Source organism: Peptostreptococcus canis (genome assembly GCF_014229965.1).
In the GTDB taxonomy this organism is placed as follows: Bacteria; Bacillota; Clostridia; order Peptostreptococcales; family Peptostreptococcaceae; genus Peptostreptococcus; species Peptostreptococcus canis.
The window spans coordinates 426,514-445,977 of the sequence record NZ_JABGBW010000001.1; the positions used below are offsets into that span (position 1 = coordinate 426,514).

The window sequence follows — 19,464 nt, forward strand, 5'->3', positions numbered from 1 at the left end:
ATATAATTGATTCGCATAATATCTGCACTATCCACTCCCCAAAAAATCTAGAATTGTACAGTTCTGTTATTTTATCAATAAAAAAAGAAATACCGAATTTTACAATCTAGTATTTCTAATATATCCACTAATAAACTATTTGTTTTTTGGTGGAGATGAGGGGAGTCGAACCCCTGTCCGTAAATCTATTCCCTGCTGTATCTACATGTTTAGCCATCTCTTTTATTTTCTTGACTCATTTGACTCCGAGTGACAGGATTCAAATGAGTCCAGTCTTAATAAATCGACTTTTAGGTCAAGACACCCCTAAAGTAGTTCCCTGCATAAATGGCGTCAGTTCTTAATCGGCAGGAGGATTAAGAAGGACGAGCTGCTTAGGCAGCTAATAAATTATTTTCGTTTGCGTTTGTTTTAATTTCCCCAGTTTTTACGTGACCCAGAGTAACACGACATGCAACCTCAAGTTCAAAACCCACGTCGAAACCGGTACATCCCCGATTGTTTACTTAAATAAACAAACGTAGTATCTAAGGTTTATTTATAAAATTGTATCATATTCTTAAAAAATAATCAATAAAACTAGAAAATGTTATTACAATTTGAGAAAATAAAACGAGATAAATAATAAAATATATAAAGGCTATAAATCAATGATTATTATACTATTTTATATTAAACAAGATAGTGAAATTAAATATAGTCGTCTTTATATCTAAAAGTTAACTCTATTTTAATTTTCTTTGAAATTATATTAATGATATAGTAAAATAATAGATATATTAAGTTAAAGAGGTATTTTATGGAGAATATAATAAAAATATATAAAAAGAATAAGGAAATAATAAACTATATTATATTTGGGGGTTTTACAACACTTGTAAATTTTATAGTATATTTTTCTTTTACAAATCTATTAAATATACATTATTTGATTGCTAACATTATTGCTTGGATTGCGGCTGTTTTGTTTGCATATGTGACAAATAGGTTATACGTATTTGAAAAAGTAAATATAGGTTTCAAATTCGTTTTTCGTGAAATGTGCCTATTTTTTATGTCAAGACTAATATCTGGTGTTGCAGAAACGGCAATTTTATTTTGCATGATTGACCTGTTTAATTTTGGTGAAAACATATCAAAAGTAGTAGTTGCATTTGTCGTTGTTATACTAAACTATATATTTAGTAAAGTATTGGTGTTTAAAAAATATTAAATAGTAAGTGTATATAAATATATAAGAGTTAAATTTTTATAAAGGAAAAGTAGTTATAATATCTATTGTAATAAAGTAGTTATGCAGATTGGAGATATAAAAAAATTACTTATCAATCATATAGAAGAGGGAGATGGTTTAATGTTTCTGTCCATAGTTATTCCTTGCTTTAATGAGGAAGGGGTTTTAGATGAATTATATGGAGTATTAAGAAAAGAAATAAATAAAAATGAAAAAATTTCGAGTTATGAGTTAATTTTTGTGGATGATGGTTCTAAAGATAAAACTCTTGAAGATATAAAAAGATTGAAAAAAAGCGATGATTTAATAAGATATATTTCTTTTTCCAGAAATTTTGGGAAAGAAGCGGCTATTTATGCCGGACTTAAAGCCAGTAAAGGTGATTTAGTTGTTCTTATGGATGCAGATTTACAACATCCGCCTGAATTAATACATGAAATGATTGATAAAATAGTGAATCACGGTTATGATAGCGTTGGGACAATCAGAAAAAATAGAGTAGGAGAATCTAAATTGAGAGCATTTCTTTCTACTACATTTTATAAATTTATAAATTTACTGTCTGATACGGAAATCAAGCAAAATGCGACTGACTACAGAATGATGACAAGACAGTTTGTGAATTCTGTTTTGGATTTAAGTGAGTACAATAGGTTTACAAAAGGGATTTTTAGTTGGGTTGGATATAATAACATTGATATTGAATATGAAAATATAGATAGAACAACAGGTACAAGTAAATGGAATTTTATGAATTTATTTAAGTATTCAATTGAAGGTATAGTAGCTTTTTCTACTATGCCACTATTTGTATCTAGTATTTTAGGTATAGTATCTTTTATAATATCCTCGGTGTTACTTTTAATATTCTTTTTTAAGGCGATAATATTTGGTGAAGTTGTAAAGGGATTTCCAACTGTTATTTGTTCAATATTTTTCTTGGGAGGAATACAGTTGTTGACTATTGGAATATTAGGTCAATATTTATCAAAAACGTATTTGGAGGTAAAAAGTAGACCAATATATATATCAAAAGAAAAGTCTGAATAATTTTAGGAGGTATTGTTATGGCAATAGTAGAATTAACAGTTTGTCCTTTGGGGACAGGAACTACAAGTGCAAGTAAATATGTAGCCGGAGCACAAAAAATCTTAAGTGAGCAGGAAAAAGTAAAATATATGTTGAATCCAATGGGGACTGTTATGGAAGGTGACATAGATGAAATATTTAGATTAATTAGAAAAATACAAGAGGATGTTTTTGATAAAGGAGTAGATAGAGTTTATTCAATAATAAAGGTTGATGATAGAAGAGATAAAAAATCCAGTATGGAACAAAAACTTCAATCCGTAAATTCAAAACTTTAATTAATAATATTTAGGTACAGAGTATAGTGAACATAAAAAAATAAAATAATCAACTTGGATAGTATAACTGAAACAGGGGGCGACTAGAAGTATGAAATTTTATCTTTCAAAAGTAAAAATAACATTTTGTTGTATTTTATTTTTGATAAAGGTTATTTTTCACAAGTTGGCCCCCTAACTATGATTAATAATACATAGATGGAGGATATATTGAAAATTTACATGGAAAAAATAGAAGAATATATAGATATAATAATTAAATTAAATCCTATAAGGATTGTTATAAGTAATAAGTCTGATAAAGAGTATAAATACAATAAGGTTAAGATAAATAAAAACTACTCTAAAGAGAAATCATATTATCAGATTGAATTTTTTACAGAAAAACAGGTATTTCACGAAAATATTGAGGATAAAGAACTAAGAGAAAAATTAATATATTTTATGGGAAAATATAAACAACTTTCTTCTACTTCTGAAAATTACAGTTGCGATATGAGAATCTCAAAAAAAGGAAAGATATTCTTCTCAAAAAAGGAACAAAAAAATACTATTTCCATAAATAGAGAACATAATAAAAAGAAGAATTATATTTTAAAAGAAGGAATGGATATACCGCCATTAAAAGATTTAGGAATTTTTACGCAAGATGGAAAAGTTGTTAATTCAAAATACGATAAATATAAACAGATTAATAGATTTATAGAAATAATAGATGATGAAATTAAAAAAGTAGAGAAATATTATTCTGATAAGTCTGATAATACTTTAAGAGTACTGGATTTCGGTTGTGGAAAATCTTATTTAACTTTTATACTTTATTATTATTTTACTGAAATAAAGAAAATGAAGGTTGATGTTATCGGCTTGGATTTAAAACAAGATGTTATAGATAGATGTAATGAAATATCAAAGAAATATGGATATGAAAATCTTAAATTTGAGATAGGGGATATAAACGGATACAGATATGAAAATAATGTGGATATGGTTATTACTCTTCATGCATGTGATACAGCCACGGATTATGCATTATACAATGCAATAAATTGGAATGCAAAGATGATATTTTCCGTACCGTGTTGTCAGCATGAAATAAATTCCAGTATTAAAGCAAAAAATTTGAATATACTTACCAAATATGGGATTGTTCAAGAAAGAGTGTCTGCTCTATTTACAGATGCAATCAGGGCGAATCTTCTGGAGGTTATGGGATATAGAACGCAACTACTGGAGTTTATAGATATTTCACATTCTCCCAAGAATATATTAATAAGAGCAGTGAAATCTAATATAAGTAGTGATAAAAGAAAGAAATCTTTAATGGAAATCGAAAATTTAAGAAGAGAATTTTATTTTGATCAAACATTATATAATTTACTAGAGGAAAAAATAAAAAATGTTTAAATTTGATTTTTTAATAGAAAAATTGAGTATAAAAGTAACAATTCGGTAAATATATACACATAGAACTTGTAAGTATGTTAAACTATATTTTAAGTGATTATATTTTAAAATACATATTGAAAATAGCGGATTAGAAAGTCTATAAGCTACTTTTAAAAACATATGTATTCTTAAAGATATTTCATGGTTTTATATAAAAAATATAGTGTAATTTAAAGGGGTAGTTTTATGTCAAGAGTGGAGAGAAAAAGGCTTGAAAAAGAGTCTAGAAAAAAGAAGTTATTTCCATTCTCAAAAAAAACTAATGATATAGTTTTAGAGAAGAATAAAGAAGAAAAGGCAAGTGTAGATTCTAATTACGATGAGAATATATATAATTTAGAGGCAAATTCTTTTAAAGAAATAGAAGAAATGCAAAAAAAAGATACACCGAAGAATAAACCGGAAGTTGTATCTAATGTCCAAACATTAAGTAATAATGAAGACGATTTTGGTAAAACGAGTAGTTATGTTTACAGTAAAAGCAATGAAAAGTCATCAAGTAGGATGAAAACTGCAGATAGAATAATTTCTGTTGAAGATGAGAAAATGTATTTAAATAACAAAAAGAATCGAACTGAGGGTGGTAAAGACTATGAAGAGGATGTATTAACAGTTGATTCTATTTTTACTGCAGAGGATATAAAAAATGGAATTAATGATGAAGAGGTTATAGTACAAGAAAAAAGTGGAGATGAAGAAATAGATATTAATAGTATTAAAAAACTGGATATTGAAGATGCTCCATTTGAAGATGTTGTGAAAGTTGCAGAATCCAGATTAGCAGCAGAGTTTGAGGAGAAAAAAATGGAAGAGGAAAAGAAGAAAAAGGAAGAACTATTAAAAAAGCAAGAGGAAGAAAAAAGGATTGCTGAGGAGAAAAGACTTGCTGAAGAAAAAAGAAAAGAAGAAGGGTTGATTAGACAACAGAAAGCAGAACAAGAAAAGAAAAAGCAAAAAGAGTTATTAAATAATCAAGACAAATCGTTAGATGATAAAAAAGAAGATAAAAATAATTCAAATGGCTCTGACTCTAATAATGATTTAAAAGAAGAGGCAAACATAAATAAATCCAATTATTCTAAAGATAATAATGCCAGCGAAGATAAAAAGGCTAAAAAGAATAAAATAGAAAAAAAGAAAGTTAAGTCTGCACCTTTAATTTCAAATATCAATAGTGTAGTGGATGAAAAACCAAAGAAAAATAGAACTTTTAAGAAAGTTATTGGAATAATTATAGCAATTTTACTAATAATATATATTATAGGATGTGTATTATTTAATGGTAGATTTTATCCAAATACATATGTAAATGGAATTAATGTATCATTTAAAACCCCAAAAGAACTTGATACTTTAGCAAAAGCAAGGTTGGAGGGATATAAATTAACGCTTAATGGAAGAAAAAATGTGAAAGATTCTATTAAGGGAGATGATATTGAAATAGAATATATTTCAGATGGAAGTGCTACAAATATTAAAAAAGAGCAAGGTTTTTTGACGTGGCCGAAAGCATTTTTTAGTGATTCAAAAATAGACGGACAGCTTAATATTAAATTTGATGAATCAAAGCTTGAAAAAATAGTTGACGATTTTAATATATTTGATAAGAAGAATATAACGCCACCTATAAGTGCATTTCCAGATTATAATATCAAGGAAAAAAAGATGTTTGCTAATAAAGGAGATATTGGAAGTACTCCCGTCAAAGAAAAAGTATATAAATTTGTAAAAGATTCTATAAAGGCAGAAGCTGTTTTTGCAAATTATGATGATTATGTATACTTACCACAAAAAAATACATACAAGGATTCTCGTTTAAAAAAGGCAATAGATGAAATAGAACCTTATACAAATATGAAAATCGAGTATGATTTTGAATATGAGACATTTACAGCTACCGGGCAGGACATAGTTAAGATGTTTAAAGTCGATTCAGAAAAAGATTATAGTGTAGAACTAAGTAGAGATAATGTCAGAGAATTTGTTAGAAGTTTAAGTAGAAAATATTCTACTTATGGCGATACTAGGGAAATAAAATCTGCTTCTACAGGTGAGATGCTAAAAGTAAGTGGTGGAGTTTATGGCTGGCTTATTGACAGGGAGAAAGAAACAGATGCACTCTTAAAATTAGTTGAGGCAAAGAAAGATATTGTAAAAAGAAAACCTATTTATGCACAAACGGCTGTATCGAGAAGTAAAAATGATATGGGAAATGAATTTATAGAAATTGATTTAGGAAGTCAGCATATGTGGTTTGTGAGAGATGGAAAAGCAATAGTTTCAACGCCTATAGTGTCTGGTAATCCTAATAGAGGAGATGCAACTCCTACTGGAATTTATCCTCTTAATTATAAGACTAGACATGCGACTCTTAGAGGACCTGGATATGCTTCACCAGTTAGCTATTGGATGCCATTCAATGGCGATATAGGTATTCATGATGCAAGTTGGCAACCAGTATATGGAGGTTCCAGATATTTATATGCTGGTTCTCATGGTTGTATAAATACGCCTTATGGAAGTATGGCTCAATTTTATTCTTTAGCAAAAGAAGGGATGCCGGTTGTAGTGCATTATTAAGATAAATAAATAGTTTTTATGAGACGAATTTTTTGAACTATTAAAAAACTATAATTTAGAAGTAATAATAATCACATAAAGATAGGTATACATAAATATAAGCATATTACAGATACAAAATATATACTAAATATAGTGTGTTTGAATAAAAAATACGTATTTAAAACCAATATATTGATTTTGAATGCGTATTTTTTCATTTTTTGGGTATTGTAAAAAGGAGTAATTTATAAATCAAAAATATTTATCTATTATTAGATATATATTTTGATTTTAGGATAAAATAACTAAAAAATAATAGAAGGTTATATTTAAGAGGAGATTGTAATGAGTAATAATACAACTAACTATATTGAATTAAACAATGAGGTAATTGTCAGAGATATTCATGGTAAATATCAACTACACAAGGATAAAGAGGCTTTATCAGTTTACCTAAGTGATTCTATAGATGCAAGAACAAAAAAATTTAATTCGACAAAGGAAAAAATAAAATATTTAGTCAAAGAAAATTATTATGAAGAATCGATAATAAATAAATATTCATTAGATTTTATTGAAGAGTTATACGGCTTTATAAATAGTTTTAGTTTTGAATTTCAGTCGTTTATGAGTGCTAGTAAATTTTATGAAAACTATGCTTTAAAAACAGATGATGGAAAGTATATACTTGAAAATTATGAAGACAAAATAATGATATGTTCTTTAGCTATAGCCAATGGTAATGAAGATGTAGCAAGAAGAGTAGCAGAAAAACTAATAAATCAAGAGTTTCAACCGGCAACTCCTACATTTTTAAATCTTGGCAGAAAAAGAGCCGGTGAATTGGTTAGTTGTTTTTTAATAACGGTGGAAGATAGTTGTGAAGGGATTAGTTATGCTGTAGCATCGGCAAATCATCTTTCTAAAATAGGCGGTGGTGTAGCTTTGAATCTTACTAGACTTAGAGCTAGGGGAGAGTCTATCAAAGGAATCGAAGGTGCAAGTGGTGGTGTCGTTGGAGTTGCTAAGATGTTGGAACAGAGTTTTAGCTACTTTAATCAGATGGGAGCCAGACAAGGTGCTGGTGCAGTATATTTAAATGTATTGCATGCTGACTTTGATAATTTGATGGATACAAAAAAGATAAATGCAGATGAAAGAGTTCGATTAGCTACATTGTCAATTGGTGCTATAATTCCGGATAAATTTATGGAACTTGCAGAAAAAAATACGATAGGATATGCATTTTATCCACATTCTATTTTTAAAAAATATGGTTTGCATTTAGATGATTTAAACATGGAAGAATGGTATGATAAATTGGTTGATGATCCCGATGTTATAAAGAAAGAAATAAATCCTAGACAAATACTTACTAGAATTGCTGCCACACAAATGGAAAGTGGTTATCCATATATAGTATTTATAGATACCGCCAATAAGCAACATACATTAAAAGATGTAGGAATGATTAGAATGTCAAATTTATGCTGTGAAATTTTTCAATATCAAGAGCCGTCTGATATAAAAAGTTTTGGTTCAGAAGAAAGTATTTGGGGACAAGATATAAGTTGTAATTTGGGTTCTTTAAATATATCTAATGTGATGGAAAATAAAAAAATTGATGAGGCGGTTGAAACAGCTATAAGATTTTTAACTGATGTAAGTGACAGAACTAGTATAAAAGAAGTACCTACTGTGAAAAGAGGGAATGATAGAAGTCATTCTGTGGGATTAGGAGCCATGAATTTACACGGATATTTAATAAAAAATAATATTGTGTATGATTCGGAAGAGGCAGTGGATTTTTGCAATGTATTTTTTGCTATGATGAGATACTATGCTATCAGAACTTCCATGTATATTGCAAAGGAAAAGAATGAAACTTTCCAGGGTTTTGAAAAGTCAGAATATGCAAAGGGAAAAAATAGTGATGTTTTGGGAAAATATTATAGAGAAGATTTTTTACCCAATACTGACAAAGTTAAATCTCTATTTGATGGTATATATATACCTACAAAAAATGATTGGGCAAAATTGTTAGATGAGGTAAAAGAAGCAGGGATATATAATGCATATCTTATGGCTATTGCACCAACTCAAAGTATTAGTTATGTCCAAAATTCTACATCTTCAGTAATGCCTATAACCGAGCAGATTGAAGTGAGAATTTATGGTGATTCAACTACGATTTATCCAATGCCATTTTTGACTAATGAAAATATGTTATTTTATAGGAGTGCTTACAATACAGATATGTTAAAAGTAATCGATGTAGTTGCAACTGTGCAGGCACATGTGGATCAGGGAATTTCTACTACACTGTTTATAACTGATGATAAAACGACTAGAGATATTGCAAGATATTATATATATGGTTATAAAAAAGGACTAAAGAGTCTATATTATACTAGAACAAAGATGTTGAGAGAATTAAATAACGAATGTTTATCTTGTTCGGTATAATTTTTGGAATATGGAGGATGATATGAGTAATAAAACTATTGAAGATGAAGTAAATAAAGTCCATAAAGCGGTCAATTGGGATACAGAGGATGATGATTTTACGCAGGCATTTTGGGAACAAAATGTAAAGCAATTTTGGTTACCAGAAGAAGTGCCGATATCAAAAGATATTCCCAGTTGGAGTAATTTGTCTGAAAAAGAAAGAATACTTTATAAAAGAGTTTTAGCTGGACTTACCTTATTGGATACCAAGCAGGGGAACGACGGTATTCCGTCTATGATGGATTTAACTGAGAATTTTCAAAGAAAAGCAGTTTTATCATTCATGGGAACAATGGAGGAAATACATGCAAAAAGTTATTCCAGTATTTTTACGACTCTTCTCTCAAAAAAAGAAATTGACGAACTCTTTGTATGGATAGAAGAAGAGCCTCTTTTACAAAATAAAGCAAAAATAATACTTAGACAATATAAAAATACGACAGATCCTAAAAGTCTTTATTTATCAATGGCCACAAGTGTATTTTTGGAGAGTTTTCTGTTTTATAGTGGATTTTTCTATCCTCTATTTTTGGCAGGACAGGGTAAGATGATATCAAGTGGCGAAATAATTTCTCTGATACTGAGAGATGAATCTTTGCATGGTAAATATATAGGTCTTTTAGCCCAAGAAAAATTTAATGAATTTTCTTATGATGATAAAAATGAATTAAAAGATAAGGTATATTCCCTTTTAAAAGAATTGATGGAAAATGAAGAAAACTACACAAGATTAATATATGAAGGTTCCGGGCTTGAAGAACAGGTTATTAATTTTTTAAAGTACAATGCTAACACAGCTCTTACTAATATGGGGTTTGAAGAATTTTATAAAGTCGAGCCTGTAAATGCGATTGTTTTAAACGGTCTAAGCACAGAAACTAAAACTCACGATTTTTTCTCTACAAAGGGGAATGGATATCAAAAAGGAATATATGAACCATTGGAAGATTCAGATTTTGTTTTTGAAAATTTGGATTAAAAATCAAGTGGATTGTATTATAAATAATTTTACCGTAGAAAATAGAAATATTTCCTACGGTTTTTTACTTTTTAAAGAGAAGTACACTTTAACGAAAAAAATATCATTTATTAAAAAAACTTATTGATATATATAAGCGTTCCTAATGCACACAAAATATATTTAATGTAAATGAAAAATACATCTATTCTGTAGTGTTTGGTATAAAAAGAAAATGTTTGCATTGATTAAAAATAAAAATGTGGTATACTAGTATATAGAAAAAATAGTTTGGAGTTGATTATATGGAAAAACCAGCATCTTCAGATATTATATATAATAATCTTTTGGATAGAATAATTAATCTTGAACTTGAGCCTGGTTGTAAAATAAGCGAAAACAAGATTGCAGAAGAGTATAAGGTTTCTAGATCTGTTGTTAGAAATTCAATTGCGAGGTTAGCACAACTTGGCTTTCTTGATGTTTATCCGCAAAGAGGTACATATGTTACTTTAATCGATTTAGAATATATAAAGACAGCATTACTTATCAGGATATCTGTTGAAAAGGAGATGTTGTACAGATTCATGAAAAAAGAAGATAAATCTAGTGTAATAAAAAAAATGGAAGAAAATATCGAACAACAAAAAAAATTTTATGATGCCAAAGAATATCTTCTTGATTTTAAAAGATTGGATGAACAATTTCATGAGTATATAATGTTGAGTGTGGAGACTAAAAATATACTTCGTTTGATTAATGAACACTTATTGCATATTAGTCGTTGGAGAAATGTATATATAAAATCCGGGTACAAAATATCTAGATTAATAGATGAACATGATACTATTTTAAAACATATAAAGGATAATAATTTAGAAAAAGCACTGGATTCAATGTCTCATCATATAGATACAGTTTCATATGTGATAAAATCAAGTGATGAATATAAACATTATTTTAGAAATTAAACTATTGGTAAGTTTATTTTTTACAAAAAGTTATTTTGTTTATAGGTTTGTTAATTTTTTTTTAACAATAATTTTTTCTATTTACTTATTTATAAAAAAATGGTAAACTTATCTTAAGAGTAAAACTGGTATACAAGTAGCCTAAGGGAATACAAATTAATTACTGGATGACTGGATTTATAATATTATAGTAATTATAAAAGATATTTGTATTTATTAAAAGGCTTTTATTGTTTTCAGTTTGGAGGTATTGCTATGGAGCTAATTAACAAAACAATACATGAGTGTTTTGCCGAAAGAGTATCCAAGACACCTGATAAAATCTTTATAAAAAATAATCAAGAGGTCTTTACATGGGAATATGTTAATAATATAACCAGTAAAATGGCGGCTGCTTTGATAGAACAAGGATTAAAGTCAGGTGAAAAGGTTGGAATAATTGGTTTAAATAGTCCTAGTTGGATAATATCTTTTATAGCACTTCAAAAAGTAGGTGCTGTGGCAGTATTGATAAATTCATGTTATAAAGAAAAAGAATTAATAAACTGCATTGAGATTGCAGATATTAAATATTTATTTTATACAGGTTTTTCAGAAAACGATTCGATTAGTACTGTAGTAAAAAACCTAAGAAAAAATATTAAGATGAAAAAATTGAGAACTTTTAATATTGAGAAAACATATCAAGAATGGGAAAAATTTGTTCAAAGAAGTAAGTTGAAATTTGACATAGAAGTTAATAATAGCAAGGCAAAAGATTTGTCCTGTATACTTTTTACATCTGGAACAACAAATGATTGTAAAGGTGTAATGTTGAGTCATTATTCGTTAGTAAATAATGCCAGAGAGGTAGTCAAACAAATGAGATGGAATGCAAAAGATAGGATGTGTCTAGCAGTTCCTCTGTTTCACTGTTTCGGAATAACGGTAAGTTTAATGACTAGCATCATAGGGGGAATGAGTATATCACTTTTAGAAAAGTATAAAACTATAAATGTGTGTCAAACCATTGAAGAGGATGAATGTACAATATTGAATGGAGTACCGAGTATGTTTCTTGCATTGGTAAAAAATCCTAAAATGAAAGATTATAATTTAAGCACAGTTAGAAGTGGTATTATAGCAGGTTCTCCTATATTTGAAGATGAATATCGAGAGATTTGTGATAAATTGCCTAATATAAAATTGCAAACTTCTTATGGTCTTACTGAAGCATCCCCATGTGTTTCAATTGCTAGATATGATGATACAGTTGGATTAAAATCGATTTCTTCAGGGAAAATTATTGATAATGTAACTGTAAAAATAGTGGACTTAGAAACAAAAAAAGAGTGTGCAATAGGAGAGGTTGGGGAAATTTACGTAAAAGGTTATAACGTAACTCAAGGTTATTTATCATCTGATCCGGTAATATGTGATGCTGTTCAATCAGATGGGTGGTTAAAAACAGGAGACTTAGCGTATTTAGATGATAACAATTATTTATATGTAGTAGGTAGGAGAAAAAATTTGATTATAAGAGGTGGAGAAAATATTTCGCCTAATGAGATAGAAAAATTTATTAAAGAAGCAAGAAAAGGAGTAGAAGTCTTCGTATTTGGTAAAAAATCCGAAGTTCTACAAGAAGAAATTGTAGCTTGTATTCAAGGTAGGGATAATCCAAAGTTAGAAAGGGAAATAAGGGAATATCTTGAAGAAAATATAAGTAAATATAAAATTCCGAGATACTTTGTATTTATAGATGAATTTCCAAAAAATTCAACAGGAAAGATTAATGAAAAAGAACTAAAGGAAATGGTTGATATGAAGTTGGAAGGAATAGATTGCAAGGTAAGTCAAATAAGTTAAAATATGATGTATATCATTTATATATTTTAATTAAATAATGTAATTTTTAATATTATTTTGGGAGGTATTGTAATGAGCACAAAAAGAAAACCGTTAGAGGGAATTAAGGTTGTTGAACTTGCAAACTTTATTGCTGCGGCAACTACAGGAAGATTTTTAGCTGACTTAGGGGCAGACGTAATAAAGGTCGAAAGTGCAAAAGGAGATCCGTTGAGATTTACTGCACCAACTGAAGGAAGACCTCTAGATATGTATGAAAATACTACTTGGGAACTTGAAAATGCCAACAAGAGATGTATTTCTATCAATATGAAGGATCCAGTAGGAAAAGAAGCATTCTTTAAATTATTAGAAGGTGCAGATATCATGATAACTAACTGGAGAGTTCAGGCTTTAGAAAGAGCAGGTTTAGACTATGAAACTTTAAAGGTTAAATATCCAAGTTTGGTTTATGGTATTTGTACTGGTTATGGTGAATATGGTCCTGATAAAGACTTACCAGGATTTGACTTTACAGCGTTCTTTGCAAGAGCAGGTTATCTTGAAACTTTAAGACAGAAAACAGATGTACCTATGAATATGGTTCCAGGTATAGGAGATCATAATGTTGGTATGAATCTTGCTGCTGGTATATTGGCTGCTCTTTATCATGCTAAGAAGACTGGAGAAGGAGAAAAAGTTGAAACAAGTTTATTTGAAAGTGCCGTATTCAATATGGGTATGATGGTTCAGGCTGCTCAATATCCAGATTATGGTGTTAAATATCCTATAAATATTAGAGAGGCTAATAATCCTCTTAATGCTGCTTGGCACACAAAGGATGATAGATATATTCAGACTTGTATGCCTGACTACAATACTTACTTTAAAAAATTTACAACAGCATTAGGATTAGAAGATATGGCAGATGATGAAAATTTATTCCCAGTTCAGAAGTTAGCTGAAAATGGATTAGGAGTTACAGTATATGATAGAATAATGGCTAGATTTGGGGAAAGAGATTATTCTGAATGGAAAGAAGTGTTAACAAATGCTGATATTCCTTTCTCATTAGCTCAGTCATGGGAAGAAATATTAGAAGACAAGCAGGCTTGGGCAAATGATTGCTTCCACAAGATGCAATATCCAAATGCAGAAAGAGTCCTTGTTAAACAGCCGGTAAAATATCATGAAATGGGACCTACTCCATATAATAGAGGACCATTTATCGGCGAGCACGGGGTAGAAATTCTTAAGGAAATAGGATATTCTGACGAAGAAGTTAATAAGATGTTGGAAGAAAAAATTCTTTACGTTTGGGAAGATAAATAAGGTTAATTAGTAGTTGAGTATTACTAATTCGATTATTTGTTATGTTTGAAGATTTTAAGGGACAAAACTAAATAAAATAAGAGGATAATGAAGATGAGCGATATATATACAATGGGTATTGACATAGGTTCAACGTCATCAAAGTGTGTAATACTCAAAAATGGAAAAGAAGTTATAAGTGAAGGCGTAGTAAACTTAGGAGCTGGTACAAAAGGTGCCGATCAAGTAATTGATGAAGTTCTTAAAAAAGCAAATTTAACATATGAAGACATCGATGTGATTGTTTCTACCGGATATGGTAGAAACAGTTACGAAGGTGCTAGAAAGACGATGAGTGAGCTTAGTTGTCATGCTAGAGGAGGAGCTTTTATATTTGGAGATGTTAGAACAATTATAGATATTGGCGGACAGGATATAAAAGTTCTTAAGCTTAGCAGCAAAGGTCAATTGACGAATTTCTTGATGAATGATAAATGTGCTGCAGGTACAGGAAGATTTTTGGAAGTAATGGCAGGAGTTTTGGATGTCAAGTTAGAAGACATGGGAGATCTTGACAAAGAAGCAACTGAAAAGACACCAATTAGTTCTACTTGTACAGTATTTGCCGAATCAGAAGTAATTTCTTGTATGGCAAAGAAAATCCCTATTCCTAATATATTGAGAGGAATACATGCTTCAGTTGCTACGAGAGTAGCTGGACTTGCAAAAAGAGGAGGGTTAACACAACCAGTAGCAATGACTGGTGGTGTAACAAAGAACTCCGGAATAGTAAGAGCATTGGGAGAAGAATTGGAAACAGAAATTAAAATATCACCAGATTCACAAATGGCTGGTGCGATTGGAGCGGCTTTATACGCTTACGATGAATATCTAAAGGGCTAGAAAGGAGCTTATCATGAGTAATACAGGAATGGTTGAAGAAAAGCCAGCAAAAGTATTGTTGGGCGAGATTGTTGCAAAACATTATAAAGATGCATGGGATGCAAAAAATAATGGAGAAAAAGTTGGTTGGTGTGCTTCTAATTTCCCACAAGAAATATTTGAAACTATGGGAATAAAAGTAGTTTATCCGGAAAATCAGGCAGCGGCTATATCAGCAAAAGGCGGCGGACAGAGAATGTGTGAAATTGCTGAAAATGAAGGATATTCTAATGATATTTGTGCATATGCAAGAATAAGTTTGGCTTATATGGATGTGAAAGATGCTCCAGAGTTAAATATGCCACAGCCGGATTTCGTTGCTTGTTGTAACAATATCTGTAACTGTATGATCAAATGGTATGAAAATTTAGCGAAAGAATGTAATGTTCCACTAATTTTAATAGATGTACCTTATAATAATGACTATGAAGCTGGAGAAGACAGAGTAGAATATTTAAGGGGACAGTTTGATTATGCGATAAAACAGTTAGAAGATTTGACAGGTAAGAAGTGGGATGAAGAAAAATTTGAAAAAGTAATGGAAACTTCTCAGAGAACTGGTAGAGCATGGTTAGATGCTACTGGCTATGCTAAGTATACTCCATCTCCATTCAGTGGATTTGATGTATTTAACCATATGGCAGTTGCTGTTTGTGCTAGAGGTAAAGAAGAATCAGCTATTGCTTTTGAAAAACTTGCAAAAGAATTTGATGAGAATGTAAAAACAGGTAAGTCGACTTTTAAAGGAGAAGAAAAGTATAGAATATTATTTGAAGGAATTGCATGTTGGCCACATTTAAGACATACTTTTAAACAGTTGAAGGATAACGGTGTTAATGTTTGTGGTACGGTATATGCAGATGCATTTGGATATATTTATAATAATACTTATGAGTTAATGCAGGCTTATTGTGGAACTCCAAATGCTATTTCTTATGAAAGAGCGACTGATATGAGACTTAAATTAGTTGAGGAAAATAACATAGATGGTATGTTGATTCACATAAATAGAAGTTGTAAGCAGTGGAGCGGTATCATGTATGAAATGGAAAGAGAAATAAGAGAAAAGACTGGTATCCCAACTGCTACATTTGATGGCGACCAGGCGGATCCAAGAAACTTCTCAGAAGCTCAATATGATACAAGAGTTCAAGGTCTTATAGAAGTAATGGAAGCTAATAAAGCAGCTAAAATGAAGGAGGGGCAGGCAAATGAGTAATATAGAAGCATTATTAAATAAGTTAGACGTATGTCCATTTGAACAGCTAGATAAATATGTAGCTGAAGGTAAAAAGGTAATTGGTTGTGCACCTGTTTACGCTCCGGAAGAATTAGTATATGCACTTGGAATGATACCTATGGGTATATGGGGGGCTGAAGGTGAAGTAACTTTATCAAAAGAATATTTCCCTGCTTTTTATGCTGCTCCAATTTTAAGACTTATGGATTTGGGACTAGAAGGAAAGCTTGATAAAATGTCAGGTATGATTATACCGGGTCTAAGTGATGGATTAAAGAGTCTTAGCCAGAACTGGAAAAGAGCCGTGAAGAATGTTCCATGTTTGTATATAGGATATGGACAAAACAGAAAAATCAAGGCAGGATTAGATTTTAATGAAAAACAGTATGTAAAATTAATCGCTGAACTTGAAAAAATAGCTGACTGTAAATTGGAAAACAGTAAAGTTGAAGAAGCTATATTACTATACAATAAACATAGAAAAGCATTGCAGGAATTCAATACTTTAGCTGCTAAACATTTAAATACTATTACTCCAACTTATAGGGCTAGAGTAATGTCAAGTGCATATTTTATGGATAAGGCAGAACATTTAGCAATTGTTGAAGAAATAAACAACGAATTAAAAGCTATGCCAGAAGAAGCATTTGATGGAAAGAAAGTAGTTACAACTGGTCTATTGGCAAACAGCCCAGAAATTTTAAAGATATTTGAGAATCATAAACTAGGAATAGTAGATGATAATATCAACCATGAATCAGGACAGTTTGACTACTTAGTAGATGAAGGAACTGACAATCCAGTTAGAGCTTTAGCTAAGTGGATTTCAGATATAGAAGGTAGTACATTACTGTACGATCCAGAAAAACTAAGAGGTAAAATAATAATGGATAAGGTTAAAAAACACAATGCTGATGGTGTGGCTTATCTATTGACTAAGTTCAGTGATTCAGATGAATTTGATTATCCTATTATCAGAAATGAACTTAACGAGGCAGGAATAATGAATATTTTAGTTGAAGTGGATCAACAAATGACTAACTTCGAACAAGCAAATACTGCATTGCAGACATTTGCAGACATGATTTAATAAAAGTTAAATTTTAAGGAGGCAATCTATGATTTTCGAAAAAGAACATGAGTTAGTTCGTCAGCTAGCAAGAGAATTCGCTGAAAAAGAAATTAAGCCAACTGCAGAAGAAGTTGACGAAACAAGCGAATTTCCAATGGAAATTTACAAAAAAATGGCTGATGCTGGGTTTTTAGGTATTAAGATACCTCAGCAATATGGCGGTTCAGGTGGAGACCATCGTTCATATGCAATAGTTATGGAAGAATTAGCTAAGGCATCTGGTGTTTCTACTATATGGATTTCATCACCAAATTCACTACAGTCTACTCCAATATTAAGAGATGGTACTGAAGAGCAAAAAGAAAAATATCTAAGACCTATGGTTACTGGTGAGAAGATGTTCTGTTTTGCATTGACTGAGCCGGGAGCAGGTTCTGATGCGGCATCTATACTTACTACAGCAGTAAAAGATGGAGATGACTATATATTAAACGGAAGAAAGACATTTATTACTGGTGCACCGGTTTCTGACTACATTATAGTGTTTGCTAAGACTAGTGAACAACACGGTGCAAAGGGAATATCTACTTTTGTAGTTGATTCAAAGGCTGAGGGTGTATCTTTTGGTAAACCTGAACACAAGATGGGTATGATTGGTTGCCCGACTAGTGATGTAGTTTTAGAAAATGTTAGAGTACCTAAAGAAGATATGTTAGGTAAAGAAGGTAAAGGTTTCTTAAATGCTATGAAGACTCTAAGCGTTGGTAGATTAGGTATAGCTTGTCAGGCTCTTGGCCTTGCTGAAGGGGCAATGGAAGAAGCTATTAAATATGCTAAGGCTAGACACCAGTTTGGTAAATCAATAGCCAAGTTCCAGAATACTCAGTTCTTAATTGCTGAAATGGAAACTAAATTAGCTGCTATGCGTCACCTTGTATACGATGCTGCTTATAAAATGGATATGGGACAAAGTGCTGATAAGGAAGCTTCTATGGCTAAATTATTTGCAACTGAAGAAGCTAAATGGATAATTGATAAGGCTTTACAGATCCATGGTGGATATGGATATATTAAAGAGTATCCAATCGAAAGAATTTACAGAGATATAAGAGTAACTTCAATTTATGAAGGTACTTCAGAAGTTCAGAAGATGGTTATAGCATCAAGCGTATTGAAATAAGGGGAGGTAAAATAGATGAAAATTGTAGTTTGCATTAAGCAAGTACCAGATACAACAGAGGTAAAACTTGACCCTGTTAAAAATACTTTGATCCGTGATGGAGTTCCAAGTATCATCAACCCTGATGATAAAGCAGGTTTAGAGCTGGCACTTCAGATAAAGGAAACTGTTCCAGGAAGTACTTTAACTGTAGTATCAATGGGACCTCCTCAGGCGGAAGTTGCGTTAAGAGAAGCATTAGCTATGGGATGCGATGATGCTATATTAATATCAGATAGAGCATTTGGTGGTGCGGATACATGGGCAACATCATCAACAATAGCTGGTGCATTGAGAAATATAGATTACGATATAATTATAGCTGGTAGACAGGCAATAGATGGAGATACAGCACAGGTTGGACCTCAGATTGCTGAACACTTACAAATACCACAGATTTCTTACTGTGAAAGTTTAACAGTAGAAGGAGATAAATTTATAGTAAAAAGACAATTTGAAGATAGATATCACATGATAGAAATCGGAACTCCTTGTCTGTTGACAACATTAGCTGAAGAAATCAATCCAAGATATATGTCAATAGGCGGAATATTTAATGCTTACAAGAAAGAAATTAAAGTTTGGGGACTTAAGGACATAGAAGACAAACTAGATATATCAAATATCGGTTTAAAGGGTTCACCTACAAATGTTAAAAGATCATTCACTAAGCAGGCTAAGGGTAAAGGTGTTAAATTAGAAGGCCTAACTCCTGAAGAAGCAGCAGATGCAATTCTTGCTAAGCTACAGGAAAAGTATTTTATATAAGATACTGTGAATAAAGAGAAGAGAAATTTTAATATA

At 30.7% G+C, this 19,464-nt stretch carries 15 protein-coding genes and 1 other RNA gene; 15 read left to right on the forward strand and 1 reads right to left on the reverse strand.

All coding sequences use genetic code 11. The features are described 5' to 3' along the window. Positions 1-147: 147 nt before the first annotated feature. Positions 148-496: a transfer-messenger RNA gene (gene ssrA / locus HLB29_RS02025) on the reverse strand. Positions 497-799: 303 nt separating this feature from the next. On the opposite strand from ssrA, the gene HLB29_RS02030 reads away from it, so the two are divergent. From HLB29_RS02030 to HLB29_RS02100, 15 genes are all read left to right on the forward strand, one after another. Continuing rightward, a complete protein-coding gene (locus HLB29_RS02030) occupies positions 800-1,213 on the forward strand; it encodes a GtrA family protein (protein WP_185623487.1) in 414 nt (137 codons plus the stop codon). A 141-nt stretch (positions 1,214-1,354) separates the two neighbouring features. Next, positions 1,355-2,284: a glycosyltransferase family 2 protein gene (locus tag HLB29_RS02035; RefSeq protein WP_185623488.1), complete on the forward strand. Its 930-nt coding sequence runs from the start codon at positions 1,355-1,357 to the stop codon at positions 2,282-2,284. 17 nt (positions 2,285-2,301) lie between these two features. Further along, complete coding sequence (locus HLB29_RS02040) at positions 2,302-2,601, forward strand: MTH1187 family thiamine-binding protein (protein WP_185623489.1); 300 nt, start codon at positions 2,302-2,304, stop codon at positions 2,599-2,601. 210 nt (positions 2,602-2,811) lie between these two features. Continuing rightward, positions 2,812-4,008 carry a class I SAM-dependent methyltransferase gene (locus HLB29_RS02045; protein ID WP_330604342.1) on the forward strand — a complete coding sequence of 399 codons (1,197 nt, stop codon included), beginning with the start codon at positions 2,812-2,814 and terminating at the stop codon, positions 4,006-4,008. Positions 4,009-4,236: 228 nt separating this feature from the next. After that, the gene (locus tag HLB29_RS02050; protein ID WP_185623490.1) at positions 4,237-6,630 is read left to right on the forward strand and encodes a L,D-transpeptidase family protein; all 2,394 of its coding nucleotides are present in this window, start codon (positions 4,237-4,239) and stop codon (positions 6,628-6,630) included. Between the two features lie 327 nt (positions 6,631-6,957). Further along, positions 6,958-9,078, forward strand: coding sequence for a class 1b ribonucleoside-diphosphate reductase subunit alpha (nrdE, locus tag HLB29_RS02055; protein ID WP_185623491.1), 2,121 nt, complete (start codon positions 6,958-6,960; stop codon positions 9,076-9,078). Between the two features lie 22 nt (positions 9,079-9,100). Next, positions 9,101-10,099 carry a class 1b ribonucleoside-diphosphate reductase subunit beta gene (nrdF, locus tag HLB29_RS02060; protein WP_185623492.1) on the forward strand — a complete coding sequence of 333 codons (999 nt, stop codon included), beginning with the start codon at positions 9,101-9,103 and terminating at the stop codon, positions 10,097-10,099. 284 nt (positions 10,100-10,383) lie between these two features. Continuing rightward, positions 10,384-11,049, forward strand: coding sequence for a GntR family transcriptional regulator (locus HLB29_RS02065; protein ID WP_185623493.1), 666 nt, complete (start codon positions 10,384-10,386; stop codon positions 11,047-11,049). A 255-nt stretch (positions 11,050-11,304) separates the two neighbouring features. Further along, positions 11,305-12,897, forward strand: a complete 1,593-nt coding sequence (locus HLB29_RS02070) for a class I adenylate-forming enzyme family protein (RefSeq protein ID WP_185623494.1) — start codon at positions 11,305-11,307, stop codon at positions 12,895-12,897. Between the two features lie 72 nt (positions 12,898-12,969). After that, positions 12,970-14,208, forward strand: coding sequence for a CaiB/BaiF CoA transferase family protein (locus tag HLB29_RS02075; RefSeq protein WP_185623495.1), 1,239 nt, complete (start codon positions 12,970-12,972; stop codon positions 14,206-14,208). 93 nt (positions 14,209-14,301) lie between these two features. After that, a complete protein-coding gene (locus HLB29_RS02080; RefSeq protein ID WP_207719491.1) occupies positions 14,302-15,090 on the forward strand; it encodes an acyl-CoA dehydratase activase in 789 nt (262 codons plus the stop codon). A gap of 13 nt (positions 15,091-15,103) precedes the next feature. Beyond that, a complete protein-coding gene (locus HLB29_RS02085) occupies positions 15,104-16,348 on the forward strand; it encodes a 2-hydroxyacyl-CoA dehydratase subunit D (RefSeq protein ID WP_185623496.1) in 1,245 nt (414 codons plus the stop codon). Beyond that, positions 16,341-17,459: a 2-hydroxyacyl-CoA dehydratase subunit D gene (locus HLB29_RS02090; RefSeq protein ID WP_185623497.1), complete on the forward strand. Its 1,119-nt coding sequence runs from the start codon at positions 16,341-16,343 to the stop codon at positions 17,457-17,459. The genes HLB29_RS02085 and HLB29_RS02090 overlap by 8 nt, the downstream gene beginning before the upstream one ends. 28 nt (positions 17,460-17,487) lie before the next feature. Next, on the forward strand, positions 17,488-18,621 hold the full coding sequence (locus HLB29_RS02095) for an acyl-CoA dehydrogenase family protein (RefSeq protein ID WP_185623498.1): 1,134 nt from the start codon (positions 17,488-17,490) through the stop codon (positions 18,619-18,621). Positions 18,622-18,636: 15 nt separating this feature from the next. Continuing rightward, complete coding sequence (locus tag HLB29_RS02100) at positions 18,637-19,428, forward strand: electron transfer flavoprotein subunit beta/FixA family protein (RefSeq protein WP_185623499.1); 792 nt, start codon at positions 18,637-18,639, stop codon at positions 19,426-19,428. The last annotated feature ends 36 nt before the right edge of the window (positions 19,429-19,464 follow it).

Coding starts and splice junctions, on each gene's coding strand:
- HLB29_RS02030 (WP_185623487.1), top strand. CDS start 800: ATGGAGAATATAATAAAAATATATAAAAAGAATAAGGAAATAATAAAC.
- HLB29_RS02035 (WP_185623488.1), top strand. CDS start 1,355: ATGTTTCTGTCCATAGTTATTCCTTGCTTTAATGAGGAAGGGGTTTTA.
- HLB29_RS02040 (WP_185623489.1), top strand. CDS start 2,302: ATGGCAATAGTAGAATTAACAGTTTGTCCTTTGGGGACAGGAACTACA.
- HLB29_RS02050 (WP_185623490.1), top strand. CDS start 4,237: ATGTCAAGAGTGGAGAGAAAAAGGCTTGAAAAAGAGTCTAGAAAAAAG.
- nrdE (WP_185623491.1), top strand. CDS start 6,958: ATGAGTAATAATACAACTAACTATATTGAATTAAACAATGAGGTAATT.
- nrdF (WP_185623492.1), top strand. CDS start 9,101: ATGAGTAATAAAACTATTGAAGATGAAGTAAATAAAGTCCATAAAGCG.
- HLB29_RS02065 (WP_185623493.1), top strand. CDS start 10,384: ATGGAAAAACCAGCATCTTCAGATATTATATATAATAATCTTTTGGAT.
- HLB29_RS02070 (WP_185623494.1), top strand. CDS start 11,305: ATGGAGCTAATTAACAAAACAATACATGAGTGTTTTGCCGAAAGAGTA.
- HLB29_RS02075 (WP_185623495.1), top strand. CDS start 12,970: ATGAGCACAAAAAGAAAACCGTTAGAGGGAATTAAGGTTGTTGAACTT.
- HLB29_RS02080 (WP_207719491.1), top strand. CDS start 14,302: ATGAGCGATATATATACAATGGGTATTGACATAGGTTCAACGTCATCA.
- HLB29_RS02085 (WP_185623496.1), top strand. CDS start 15,104: ATGAGTAATACAGGAATGGTTGAAGAAAAGCCAGCAAAAGTATTGTTG.
- HLB29_RS02090 (WP_185623497.1), top strand. CDS start 16,341: ATGAGTAATATAGAAGCATTATTAAATAAGTTAGACGTATGTCCATTT.
- HLB29_RS02095 (WP_185623498.1), top strand. CDS start 17,488: ATGATTTTCGAAAAAGAACATGAGTTAGTTCGTCAGCTAGCAAGAGAA.
- HLB29_RS02100 (WP_185623499.1), top strand. CDS start 18,637: ATGAAAATTGTAGTTTGCATTAAGCAAGTACCAGATACAACAGAGGTA.